We start from the raw sequence: 12,292 nt of genomic DNA, 5'->3' as shown, positions 1-12,292 counted from the left end.
TAATTCTAAGTGCAGCTGGAATTCATCCAACCATTTGCGCAGCGCAGCAAACAAATCCCTCGAAATAAAGCGTTCGTTCAACGGCTTTAGGGAGGACTATACTCATGATGCTTAGAAGAGCCGGCAGTCTCCGCAACCTTAAAGTATAGGAAGAACCAAACCACTACTTTCCAATATAATATATTCGAGAATAATAGAAAGGCTGAAACGAATCGAGAAAAGCGGCGGTGGGATGCTTGTTGAATAATTTTAGATACGAAAGATTCTAGCAGGCGGTTGAAGAAGTATCCGGTCTGGCTTTAGGGACGGCTTGATTGCCGTTGTGATGGGCGAATGTGATCTGGATCGAGCCGTTGATCAGTTTGGCGTGGCGGAGGGACGGCGGGTCATGCTGGCGCCGCCATGAGCTTGGGCAATCGCACCAGATTGTAAGCGGCGGCTGCGAAGGTGAAGGCCCATCCGACACGGTTGCGGCCGCGGAAGCGGGTCTTGTCCTGGTTGGCGACCGTCTTGATCCAGCCGAACGCTTCCTCAATGCGCTCGCGGATACGCTGGCTGACGGCATAGCCGCTGTGCCGCGTCGTGCGTCCGTCGATCGCCGAGCTTCGGCCGCTCGTGTTCCGTGCCACGTGCGACGTCACCTTCATCGCACACAACTCATTGACGAAGTCCTCCGTGTCACAGGCCCTATCAGCGCCAAGCGTGATGGCCAGGGGCCGGTCGGCGCGAGGTTCGATCATGTGCAACGCCGCCACCCGCTCGGCATGTCCGCCGGCCAGCGTCAGGCAGGCGTCGACCAACAGGCCGTGGCGGTTCTCCATCAGCCCATGACCCATGAAGCATAGCTTCGCCTCCTTGCCCTTCTTGTAGAGCCTTGCGTCCGGATCGGTGGTCGAGGCATGCGTGTCGTTCGTCCGTTTCTGGCCGTGGAAGCCGGCTTCGGCATTGCGCCCGGCGCCGCCGGCCGGCGGCTCGCCAGAGCCGTCCTTCGGTTTGACGCTCTTCATCGAAGCCCAGGCCTCGACCGGCGTGCCGTCGACCGGGAAGTGATCGCTCGACAGCAGCTTCTTCACCTTGGGCTGGGCCAGCACCGCACTCAGGAACCTGGCCGCGATGTCACCCTCAAGCAGCCGGTCGCGGTTCTTCGAGAACACCGAATGGTCCCAGGCTGGATCGTCGACGCCGATGCCCACGAACCAGCGGAACAGAAGGTCGTATTCCAGCCGCTCCATAAGCAACCGCTCCGGGCGGATCGAGTGGAACGCCTGCAAGAGCATCGCCCTGAGCAACTTCCCGGGGGGATCGACGGCCGCCCGAGCGGCGAATACAGCGCCGCGAACTCCCGCTCCAAAGCGACAAGCGCTTCGTTCACCTTGACCCGGATGGCGCGAAGCGGGTGATCGCGCCGAACCCGCGCCTCCAGATCAACGCAGCTGAACAACTCGCCAGTCAGATTGTCACCACCGCGCACCCATCATCTCCAAATCGCTTCAAAGCCAATGAATCATGCTCACAGCTCAGCCACCACTGACTTCTTCAACAGCCTGTTAGGCGTGTAACTTCTCCGCAAACGCCATCTGGCATCGTTGCTAAACAGCGCACCAAAATTTCGGACCGGGCGAACTGCGAAGCTTACCAAACAAAAACATCACGAGCACGATTGTCGCCATGGCAATCCATCCGGCCGGCCTGTCTTTCCTCTTGCACCGTCCAGCATTCCCATGAATGCGACTTTTCCGCTCGAAGCAGAGTCTTTAAGTATGTATCGTAACACGAACAATAACCCGACTCCGAAATGGCAAATCCAGCGCCACCCCGCAAAGCGCCGAGCATAAAGAACGCCATTACGCGCGGACAGATAGATCGAGAGGTAAGAGCGCTGCTCAGACGCAACAGCCGATCCGATAGTAGTTCCGCCAACATGGCGAATGGCGGCTTTACTGGCAAAACCGATGCGGTGTTTTCCGCGCCGGAGCCCCCAATCCAGATCTTCCATATAGAGGAAGTAATCTTCCGCCATGAGACCCACGTCCTCAACAAATGCGCGGGTTACCAGTACACACGCCCCACTTATCGCATCGATTCTGCCAAGGTCTTCCGCCGATGGCGCGCTGCCGCTTGGCGCATTTCTTCCTACGGCAATGACTCGACCCGTCATCCGCGACCAATGCAGCCCGTAATTGATGATCTTGTCTGGCGAATCGTCGAAGACCAGATTTCCGCCAACCATGCCGAAACCCTCAGCAGATTTCGCCACCAGTTCGGACAGGGTGCGCCTATCCACTTCGGTGTCGGGATTTAGAACCAACACCGCATCCCAACCGGACAGGCCGAGCAACGGTTCAAGCCACGCGTTGACGCCGCCGCCGTAACCGAGATTTTCCGTCGCCAGTCCGACCCTTACCACGTTCGCGCGATCCTGAAATCGGCATTTCGCAACCGATGCCAATCGTTTCTGCGGCCTATCGAGAGCATCTAACTCGCCGGACGTTCGAAGCAACGTTTGGTCCGTCCCAAGGAGCGTAGCGAGCAGGGTCTCGTAGGCTGCTTTCCCACCATTCTCACAGATGAAGACTTCGAAGCGACTTAGGTCCGAACGCGTGAGCGATTTCAAGCAACGAGCAACATCATCGGCATTACCGTACGAGACAATGATGACGGCCAGCTTGACGTTAACGGTCGACATAACCCGGACACTCGCTCATACTGTCGCAACGGCCGATTGGTCGTTGCAGCGGCAACTAACGCATCTTGCGCATTAGGCGCGCATCTCCGATAAAAAACCAGCCCGAAGGCAAGCCACAATTGTTTGGGTTCTGATTCAACTGCGTTGAGCCTAACCCTGAGCCGCCCTTTATGGATTGGTTTCAGATTGCACTGGCGCGGCCCATCATTCGCAAATGCGACCGGCTCAAGGGCGACCGCGATGACAACAAAGCAGTGACCTGTTTGAAACGCGCCTGTTTTATTTTGGCCAGATGACTTTATCGTACTCCTTCCGCGAAGGCTCGTGCCGGAACACAATCAACGCTGGCGCCAAACACTTGTAAAACCTGATCTCAGAGCCGTTTAACCAATTTAAGCAAATTCCCCTACTCAAAGAAATATTATTATTGATTAAATTTTAATATTTGATACGGTCGGTAATCGGGCTAGATTATTGTTTAATTTTTAAGCCGCAATCGGGCTGGTATTATGACCGAGTCGTCTCACCGTGGAAGTCATGTTGTTCGACGGAAGGCCGCACGCCGCAAATTGCTGGCGGTTGCCTCGGGCGGCGGTCATTGGATACAGCTTCTACGTATCGGTCCGGCGTTCCAGGATTGCGATGTTACGTTCGTAACAACACACGAATCCTATCGATCTCAGGTCGTCGGCTATCGGTTTTTGACCGTAACCGACTCTAATCTCTCCACCAAACTCCGTCTTCTTAAGACCGCGTTTGAGATTGCCTGGATCATCGCGACCGAACGGCCCGAGATCGTCGCTTCGACCGGCGCCGCACCCGGCTATTTCGCCCTTCTCCTCGGTCATTTGTTCGGAGCCAGAACAATCTGGTTGGATAGCATCGCGAATGTCGACCAACTGTCGGTATCCGGCCGTCGGATTGGCCGCTGTGCAGATCTGTGGCTGACCCAGTGGCCGGATCTGGCAAAAGCTGGCGGACCATATTACGTGGGTTCGGTGTTATGATTTTTGTTACCGTGGGCACCCAGGGATCTTTCGATCGTCTGATCCGGGCGGTCGACGAATGGGCGGGCGTGCGCGGCCGCTCCGACATCTTTGCCCAGATCGGTCCCTCCGACTTTCGTCCCAGGCACATCCGCTCCGCACCGTTTGTGGGCGCCGACGAATTCAAAAAGCATGTCGAAGTCGCCAACCTTATCATCGCTCATGCCGGAATGGGGTCGATCATCACCGCTCTCGAACTCGGCAAGAGGATCGTCGTGATGCCGCGCCGTGCAGATCTTGGTGAGCATCGCAACGATCATCAGATCGCAACCGCGCGGCGCCTCTCTGAAAACGGCCGTATTTTCTCCGCCATGGATCGGCAGGAACTCCATAAAAGGCTGGATGATCTCCAGAATCCGACGACCTCGGAGCGACTCAACTCCGAAACATCTTCAGATCTGATTCGCGCCATTCGGACGTTTATTGAAGCAAAGAACATTCGCTCCGACGATAAGGGGTGTCGCCGGGACTCGCCAGGCAGGATGCCCAGAGTCGTCCACCAGCCGGCGTCCGATGCCAGCCGGACAGTGAAACGATCGTAAAAGTTCTTCTTCTGCGCGCTTCGCCTTCTGCAGAGCGCAGCAAGGAGACCCCAATATGACAGGTAAAACATGACGAACAGGCAACTCGGCGTCGGCGTAATCGGTTACGGATATTGGGGTCCCAATCTCGTCCGGAATTTCTCGAACGGTATATCGACCCATGTGGTCAGCATATGCGATCTCGATCCTGGCAAGCTCGCGACCAGCCAACGGCTCTATCCAGGTGTCACAACCACTTCGGATTTCCACGACCTGCTGACAAACCCGGCGATTGATGCGATCGCAATCGCAACTCCGACCCGCACCCACTACGATCTGGCTCTGGCTGCTCTGAAGGCGGGAAAACACGTCTTCGTCGAAAAGCCGCTAGCACCAACGGCGGAGCAGGTCCGCAGCCTGATCGACGAAGCCAACCGCCGGAATCTGATCCTGATGGTGGATCACACCTTCCTCTATACGCCGGCGGTCCAAAAGATTCGCGAACTTGTCCACACCGGCGAACTGGGTGAAATTTATTACTATGACAGCATCCGCTCAAGCCTTGGCCTGTTCCAAAGCGATGTCAACGTGATCTGGGATCTCGCCGTTCACGACATTTCCATTATCAATTACATCATCAAGGAAAAGCCGGTTTCGGTTTCGGCAACTGCCTCCCGTCATGTTGACGGCTCTCCAGAAAATATGGCGCATATCACGCTGTTCTTTGATTCCAAATGCGTCGCCCATGTCAGCGTCAACTGGCTCTCCCCCATCAAGGTGCGCCAGACCTTCATCGGCGGCAGCCGCACGATGATCGTCTATGACGACGTCGAACCGACTGAGAAGATCAAGGTGTATGACAAGGGCATCATCCTGAATCCCTCGTCGGAGAACACTCACGAACTCAAAATCGGATATCGCGCGGGCGACATGTGGGCTCCTCATATTTCAACCGCTGAAGCGCTTCAAACCGAGATTGAGCATTTCGCCGATTGCATCATCAATAATAAGATGCCGATCTCGAGCGCTACGTCGGGACTGGAAATCGTCGAGATTCTCGAAGCCGCGTCGCGATCGATCACCGAACAAGGTCGTCCGGTCCGCCTTGGACAGTCCATTGCATTTCGAAAAAGTGCCTAGAGTTTCTGTCTAAGCGGGCTTGCCCGGGAACTCCGTGGCGTTTGATCCGCCGCGGATCTAAAGGAACCGCTTCACGCCAATCTTGTTCGCTTGAGATCACAGTCATTCTTCAGATCGCAAGATGATGTAACTCGCCATGGGCTCCGTTCAACGCTCAATCTTTTTCTCCGCGATTGAGCGGTATGGCGGCCTGTTGCTGTTTTTCATCTCGACCGCGATCCTTTCACGACTACTGACTCCGGCGGAGTTCGGCATCTATGCGGTCGTAAATGCGGTCGTTGCGATTTTTGCGGCGTCGTTCCAGGAGTTCGGCGGCGCGAACTATCTCATTCAGAAAGAAGACCTGACAGATCTGGATACCCGGACGGCATTTACCGTCACCGCCTGCATTTCGATCGCTCTTGCACTGATACTTGTCGTTTCCGGCAAGGTTTTTGTCGTATTCTTCAAGCAGAGCGGCCTCGATACCGGCATGGCCGTTGCGGCTCTGAACTTTCTTCTGACTCCGTTTTCGGTCGTGATATCGGCCTTGCTCCGGCGGAAAATGGCATTCGGAAAACTTGCCCTCTGCAGTCTTACTGCGAATACTGTCGGAGCAGCTGTTTCTGTCGTGCTCGCCGTTCTGGATTTCAGTTTCATGGCGCCCATCTGGGGCGGAGTCGCGATGAATCTGTTCCTGACTATCCTGTTGGTGGCGACGTCACCCAATATTCGAATCTTCAATCCATCCCTCTGGAACTGTTCCGACGTCCTCAAGTTCGGGATGTACTCAGGCGGCGTCAGCCTGATCAACGTCTTCTATAATCTCTCGCCACAACTGTTCCTTGGCCGCATACTCGATTTCAGCGCCGTCGGACTTTACAGCCGTGCGATCGGGGTCACCCAGGTCTTCGACAAGCTGGTTGGTCAGGTGCTGGGTCCGGTTATCATGCCGGCGATCTTCGTCGAGAATCGAGCAGGAACAGGCCTCCGCAAGATTTACCTAGACTCGGTAACGCTTCTGAGCGCCGTCCAGTGGCCTGCCCTTACATTCCTCGCCGTCATGGCCCATCCGGTCATTCTGATCTGGCTGGGTTCGACATGGCTCGAGATCATCCCGCTTGTGCAGCTTCTGTGCATTGCGAATCTGGCTCTGTTCGCCGCCTGCCTGACATATCCGATGCTGGTTGCGGTGGGGCACGTGCGCGACGCGCTTATCTCATCGCTCATCTCGCTGCCGCCCTCCCTGCTTCTGATTTTTGCCGCCTCATTCATCGGCATCGAAGCAGTCGCGGCATCCGCGCTTCTGACACTGCCGCTACAGGCCTTCGTGGCGGTCTATTTTGTCAGCAGGCGCCTTGATGTAAAATCGAAGGATCTTCTTGGCGCGATCTCCAAAAGCGCGCTGGTGACGCTCGCCAGCTTAATACCCGCCGGCGTCTGCGCCGCGCTCGTGGCTTTCCTGATAGTTCAACCTATCGCCGGGCTAGCCCTGGCTTGTTTGGGTACGGCCCTATGTTGGCTGCTGGCATTGATTGCGACCCGCCATCCCTTGCTGCCGCTGTTGCAGCAGGCGAGCCGCGCGGTACTCGAGCGTCTGCCGTTCAAATTTGCGCTGCCCGCGCGGCGCAACGTCGTGCGATAGATGTTTTTCCAAGAAACCGCACCTCAAGACAGATCGGGGCCAGAACCAATGCCAATCAAAAATGACGTTCAGCTAGGACGTAACGTCCGTATTTTTCACCCCGACCTAGTTAATCTCTATGGATGCATTATCGGAGATGAAACCCGCATCGGAACCTTTGTGGAGATTCAGGTTGGCGCCAAAATTGGTGCTCGATGCAAGATTTCGTCGCACACCTTTATCTGCGAGGGCGTGACAATTGAAGACGAAGCGTTCATCGGACACGGCGTTATGTTCACCAACGACAAACAACCGCGCGCCACGACCGAGGATGGCCGGCTGCAAGGTGCCGATGATTGGCAGGTTGAGCCGACTCGAGTCGGGCACCGCGCATCGATCGGCTCCAACGCCACCATCCTATGCGGAATCTCGATCGGCGATGGCGCCATTGTCGGCGCGGGCGCCGTCGTCACCCGTGACGTGGCGCCGGGTGATGTGGTCGCCGGCGTTCCAGCCCGATCCGTCAAATCCAGAACCAATGCGCCTGCCTGACGGTTCGGCCTTTCCAAATTAATCAAACTTGCGGAAATGCCCTGTCTGCCAGATGGATCAATTTAGTTTACTCTGTTATTATCTTTTAAATTGTGTAGTTTTTGTTTTTGCCTCAGAATTAAACGTTACCGCGAGATGCGCCCTACAAAAGGATTATTTCCTTGATACCCTTTCTCGATCTAAAAGCGCAATACCTGCAAATGAAGCCCGAGATCGATGCCGCCGTGCTGCGCGTCATCGATAGCACCCAGTATGTGCAGGGTCCAGAAGTGGCTGCCTTCGAGAAGCGATTCGCGCTTTATTGCAGTACCGAACATTGTCTTGCGGTGAACACCGGGACATCTGCCCTACATCTGGCCCTTCTTGCAGCGGGCGTTGGGGCCGGCGACGAGGTTATTACCGTTTCGTTGACGTTCGTCGCGACCACGGCTGCCATCCTTTACGCCGGCGCCAAGCCGGTCTTCGTCGACGTTGATCCCGAGACATGGACGATAGACCCGGAGGCAATCGAAGCCGCGATCACACCGCGAACCAGGGCGATTCTCCCCGTCCATCTTCACGGGCTGATGGCCGACATGGATCCCATCATGGAGATCGCCCGGCGGCACGGCCTCGTGGTCATCGAGGACGCCGCGCAAGCTCATGGCGCCGAATACAAAGGCCGGCGCGCCGGTTCGATCGGCGATCTCGGCTGCTTCAGCTTTTATCCCGGCAAGAACCTCGGCGCATATGGCGAAGGCGGCGCGGTGGTCACCAATAAAGCCGACTATGCGCAGCGCATTTCACTGCTTCGCGACTGGGGTCAGGAATCCAAGTATAATCACGTTCTACGCGGCTATAATTACCGCATGGATGGGGTTCAGGGCGCCATTCTCAGCGTCAAGATGAACTATATCGAGGCATGGACGGAAGGCCGCCGTGCCGCCGCCTCGCAGTATGACCGCTTGCTGCAGAAATTACCCTGTCAGCGGCCGGCGTCTCCGGCGGAGCGCAGGCACGTCTACCACGTCTATGCGGTGACCCTCGCCCGACGCGACGAAACGCAGGCCGCCTTGCAGACCGCAGGAATCGGCACTGGCATCCATTATCCCATTCCCGTGCATTTGCAGAAGGCCTACGCCGATATCGGTCATGGCGTCGGTTCGCTGCCGGTTACCGAAGCGCTTTCGAAGCAGTTTTTATCGTTGCCGATCTACGCCGAGCTCAAGCCCGAGCAGGTTGATGTGGTTGCGGCGGAACTGAAAAAGGCTCTTCCAGCTCTCGCGGCGTAGCACGCGTTCTCTCGTTTTGCTCTCAAGCGAAGCGAGATTCATCAAATCGCAAATGGAGTGTAATGTGGCCGACTTAAAGGGAAAACAAATCCTGGTCACTGGCGGAGCCGGATTTATAGGCTCTCACATCGTCGACCTTCTGTGCGACGAAGGTTGCCGGGAAATCGTCGCTATCGACAACATGGTGCGTGGGCGCCCAGAGAACCTGGAGAAGTCCCTTGCCCGCGGCCCCGTCAGATTGATCGATGGTGATATCCGCGACAGAAAACTAATGACGTCGCTGATAAAGGATGCGGACATCGTGTTTCACCAGGCGGCCTTGCGGATCACACACTGCGCAGCCGAACCCCGTCTCGCAATGGAGGTCATGGTTCAGGCCACCTATGATTTACTCGAGCTTTGCGTCCAGCACCACATCGAGAAAGTGATCGCCGCATCCTCGGCATCGGTCTATGGCATGGCCGATGAATTCCCGACGACGGAACATCACAACGCATATGATAACCGTACGCTCTATGGCGCCGCGAAAGCCTTCAACGAAGGTTTGCTCCGCACCTTCAACGAGATGTATAAGCTCGATTATGTCGCCTTCAGATATTTCAACGTCTACGGCGAGCGCATGGACATTCACGGGCGGTATACGGAAGTCCTGATCCGCTGGATGGAACGGCTGGAAGCGGATCTGCCGCCGATCATCTTTGGCGACGGCCAGCAGACCATGGATTTCATTCACGTCAGGGATGTCGCCCGCGCTAATATTTTCGGCGCCAAATCAAACGCCACCGATCAGGTATTTAACGTGGCCAGCGGAACCGAAACCAGCCTGGCGCAGCTCGCGACCGCACTGACCTCGGTCATGGGTCGAGGCGGCCTCACCCCTGAATTCGCTCCGGAGCGTAGCGTCAATCCTGTTCCTCGACGTCTTGCCTCGACGGTGAAGGCAGAAGAGTTGCTCGGCTTCCGGTCCACGATTCCGCTCGAACAAGGATTGAATCAACTCGTTGCGTGGTGGCGCAGCGAACTCTCGTCCTCGGCAACGCCCCGGCAAAAGGAGGCAGCCGTTTGATAACCCGGGCGATTGCTTGATGCGAATGAAATCGAGACTGCTCGCGAAATCTGTCCGGGCTAGGCTCCGTATTCCAGTGCCTGCCCTCGAACCGGAGCTATGGAAACCGAAAGCTAACCGAAACTAATCCATCTGAATTAGGCCAGCCATGATTTCGATCGTCGTCCCTGCCCACAATGAAGGCTCCGTGATTGCACGGACGTTGAGCCAATGGGTCACAGCCCTGGCTTCGGAGGAGGTCGACGTAGTCGTCGTTTGCAATGGATGCATGGACGACACCGCGGCAGTCGCACGAGGCTTCGAACCCACCCTCCGTGTTGTCGAATCTGAGATCGCGAGCAAGACCCATGCCTTGAACCTCGGCGATCAAATTTCGAGCGGTTTCCCCAGAATTTATGTCGATGCCGACATCCTGATCTCCATTGACGCGATCCGGGCTCTGGCAAAGCGGCTCGCGCAAGGCGACGTTCTGGCAGTTGCGCCAACGGCGGATATCAATCTGACGGGCTGCTCATGGATGATCCGCAAATATTACGATATTCGTTCGCGACTGCCGTCTTCGCGAGAGGGGATCGGCGGGTCCGGCGTCTATGCACTATCCGAGGCGGGACGAAGACGGTTCGGTAAATTTCCGGACGTCACCGCCGACGACACCTACGTTCGCCTTCAGTTCGGCATGAACGAACGGGAGACCCTACCGGACGTGACATCCACGGTCTTCCCTCCGCGCACCTGGTTGCAGCTGATCGCGATCAGAACCCGTGCCTATAGAGGAACCTTCGATCTCGCCCGGCGCTTTCCGGACCTGCAAAAAAACATGGGCGAAGCCAATGATTCGAGGCTTCTTGCACTGCTCAGCAAGCCGAGATTGTGGCTGGGGCTGGTGATCTATTGTTTAGTCAACATTATTGCACGGTACAGAGCAACGCGAGGTCTTCGAAGCGGAGCACATCTTTGGCATCGTGATGAGACCTCTCGCACCGCGCTATCTACAGATTTACTCAAATAATTTAAACAAGAGCGTAGCGTTCGTATCCCCATCAACCTGCCGCATACCATCCTTCTTCGTTACATGGCATCGCCGCCCCGACCGTTTAGATGAGGTGTCCAGCGACGCACCCTGCACCTTCCATAAGGTTACCAACACTTCACCGAACATGTTTCACTCAGAGAAAACGTATCCAACAAAGCAGAGGCGCTGGCATCATCATGATCCCGATTGCAAGACCATTTCTTGATAAGGCCGAAGCCGACGCCGCGCACGAGACAGTTCTCTCCGGCTGGCTGTCTCAAGGCCCTCAGGTGGCTGCCTTCGAACGCGAGTTCGCAGCACTCGTCGGTGCGCCGCATGCCTGCGCGGTATCGAACTGCACGACCGCTCTGCATCTCGCGCTGCTTACCCTTGGGATCGGAGCCGGCGACGAAGTCATCACCGCGAGCCACTCTTTCATCGCAAGCGCCAACAGCATCCGCTATTGCGGCGCGACACCTGTTTTTGTCGACATCGACCCCGCCACTTACAACCTCGATCCAGCATGCGTCGCCGACGCGATTACCGAACGCACACGCGCGATCCTGGTGGTGCACCAGATGGGAATGCCATGCGACCTGGCATTGCTCACGGCTTTGGCCGAGCGCCACGGCATTGCCATTATCGAAGACGCCGCCTGTGCAATCGGAAGCCAGATCAAGATCGGAGGCAAATGGGACCTGATCGGAAAGCCGCACGGGACAATGGCGTGTTTTTCGTTTCATCCTCGCAAGGTCATCACCACCGGCGAAGGCGGCATGTTGACGACCTCCGATTCCGATCATGATCGCAAGCTCAGACTCTGGCGACAACATGCGATGGACGTTCCTGATACCGTTCGGCATGGCTCGCCAGAAATTATCTTCGAAAAGTATCTTTTCGTTGGATTCAATTACCGGATGACTGATATGCAAGCCGCTATTGGGCGAAAGCAGCTTGAACGCCTCCCTAATCTGATTGCGCGGCGGCGTACAGTCGCGGCTCGTTACAGCGAGCTCTTAGGTAGTTTTGACGGCTTGATTTTGCCGCACGAGCCGGAATGGGCGCGATCCAACTGGCAGAGTTACTGTGTACGTCTGCCCGATGGCATCGATCAGAGAGCGGTGATGCAGAACCTTCTCGATAAAGGCATCGCCACACGGCGCGGCATCATGTGCGCACATCGGGAAGCGCCTTATGCCGGCAGCGAGCAACGCCACGACTTGCACCAATCCGAACTTGCGCAAAACCGCTCGATCCTGCTTCCGATCTACGCGCAAATGGTCGAGGAGGAGCAGGTGCGTGTCGCTAATGCGCTACAGTCCGAACTGGAGCGCGTACGCGTGTGATTTATGGACTTCGGCGCGGCGCACGAGGCTCGCTGCGCCGATTCAAGTC

The 12,292-nt window shown here is 56.4% G+C and carries 10 protein-coding genes and 1 pseudogene; 9 read left to right on the top strand and 2 right to left on the bottom strand.

The window, feature by feature from the left end:
• Nucleotides 1-386: 386 nt before the first annotated feature.
• Nucleotides 387-1,471: pseudogene (locus tag ACMYR2_RS05665) on the bottom strand (IS5 family transposase).
• A 177-nt stretch (nt 1,472-1,648) separates the two neighbouring features.
• Complete coding sequence (locus ACMYR2_RS05660; RefSeq protein ID WP_347263720.1) at nt 1,649-2,686, bottom strand: glycosyltransferase family 2 protein; 1,038 nt, start codon at nt 2,684-2,686, stop codon at nt 1,649-1,651.
• A 509-nt stretch (nt 2,687-3,195) separates the two neighbouring features.
• On the opposite strand from ACMYR2_RS05660, the gene ACMYR2_RS05655 reads away from it, so the two are divergent.
• From ACMYR2_RS05655 to ACMYR2_RS05615, 9 genes are all read left to right on the top strand, one after another.
• Nucleotides 3,196-3,693, top strand: coding sequence for a UDP-N-acetylglucosamine--LPS N-acetylglucosamine transferase (locus tag ACMYR2_RS05655; protein WP_347263719.1), 498 nt, complete (start codon nt 3,196-3,198; stop codon nt 3,691-3,693).
• Nucleotides 3,639-4,274 (top strand): glycosyltransferase, encoded by a 636-nt coding sequence (locus tag ACMYR2_RS05650; RefSeq protein WP_347263718.1) that lies wholly within the window; start codon nt 3,639-3,641, stop codon nt 4,272-4,274. The genes ACMYR2_RS05655 and ACMYR2_RS05650 overlap by 55 nt, the downstream gene beginning before the upstream one ends.
• Nucleotides 4,275-4,343: 69 nt before the next feature.
• On the top strand, nt 4,344-5,393 hold the full coding sequence (locus ACMYR2_RS05645; RefSeq protein WP_347263717.1) for a Gfo/Idh/MocA family oxidoreductase: 1,050 nt from the start codon (nt 4,344-4,346) through the stop codon (nt 5,391-5,393).
• Nucleotides 5,394-5,529: 136 nt separating this feature from the next.
• Nucleotides 5,530-7,017, top strand: coding sequence for an oligosaccharide flippase family protein (locus tag ACMYR2_RS05640; protein WP_347263716.1), 1,488 nt, complete (start codon nt 5,530-5,532; stop codon nt 7,015-7,017).
• A 48-nt stretch (nt 7,018-7,065) separates the two neighbouring features.
• Nucleotides 7,066-7,548, top strand: a complete 483-nt coding sequence (locus ACMYR2_RS05635; protein WP_347263722.1) for an acyltransferase — start codon at nt 7,066-7,068, stop codon at nt 7,546-7,548.
• Between the two features lie 161 nt (nt 7,549-7,709).
• The gene (locus ACMYR2_RS05630) at nt 7,710-8,819 is read left to right on the top strand and encodes a DegT/DnrJ/EryC1/StrS family aminotransferase (RefSeq protein ID WP_347263715.1); all 1,110 of its coding nucleotides are present in this window, start codon (nt 7,710-7,712) and stop codon (nt 8,817-8,819) included.
• A gap of 64 nt (nt 8,820-8,883) precedes the next feature.
• Nucleotides 8,884-9,885 carry an NAD-dependent epimerase/dehydratase family protein gene (locus tag ACMYR2_RS05625; protein WP_347263714.1) on the top strand — a complete coding sequence of 334 codons (1,002 nt, stop codon included), beginning with the start codon at nt 8,884-8,886 and terminating at the stop codon, nt 9,883-9,885.
• 148 nt (nt 9,886-10,033) lie between these two features.
• Entirely contained in the window at nt 10,034-10,894 is an 861-nt protein-coding gene (locus tag ACMYR2_RS05620) for a glycosyltransferase family 2 protein (RefSeq protein ID WP_347263713.1), read from the top strand.
• Nucleotides 10,895-11,094: 200 nt separating this feature from the next.
• A complete protein-coding gene (locus ACMYR2_RS05615; RefSeq protein WP_347263712.1) occupies nt 11,095-12,243 on the top strand; it encodes a DegT/DnrJ/EryC1/StrS family aminotransferase in 1,149 nt (382 codons plus the stop codon).
• Nucleotides 12,244-12,292: the final 49 nt, after the last annotated feature.

Origin of the sequence: Nitrobacter sp. TKz-YC01 (genome assembly GCF_047824785.1) — a bacterium.
GTDB lineage: Bacteria > Pseudomonadota > Alphaproteobacteria > Rhizobiales > Xanthobacteraceae > Nitrobacter.
Note: the sequence above shows the minus strand (reverse complement) of the source record. Positions and strands in the feature narration are given on the sequence as shown.

Bases quoted from the DNA above. Each gene is read 5' to 3' on its own strand.
- ACMYR2_RS05660 (WP_347263720.1), bottom strand. From the start codon at position 2,686: ATGTCGACCGTTAACGTCAAGCTGGCCGTCATCATTGTCTCGTACGGT.
- ACMYR2_RS05655 (WP_347263719.1), top strand. From the start codon at position 3,196: ATGACCGAGTCGTCTCACCGTGGAAGTCATGTTGTTCGACGGAAGGCC.
- ACMYR2_RS05645 (WP_347263717.1), top strand. From the start codon at position 4,344: ATGACGAACAGGCAACTCGGCGTCGGCGTAATCGGTTACGGATATTGG.
- ACMYR2_RS05640 (WP_347263716.1), top strand. From the start codon at position 5,530: ATGGGCTCCGTTCAACGCTCAATCTTTTTCTCCGCGATTGAGCGGTAT.
- ACMYR2_RS05635 (WP_347263722.1), top strand. From the start codon at position 7,066: ATGCCAATCAAAAATGACGTTCAGCTAGGACGTAACGTCCGTATTTTT.
- ACMYR2_RS05620 (WP_347263713.1), top strand. From the start codon at position 10,034: ATGATTTCGATCGTCGTCCCTGCCCACAATGAAGGCTCCGTGATTGCA.
- ACMYR2_RS05615 (WP_347263712.1), top strand. From the start codon at position 11,095: ATGATCCCGATTGCAAGACCATTTCTTGATAAGGCCGAAGCCGACGCC.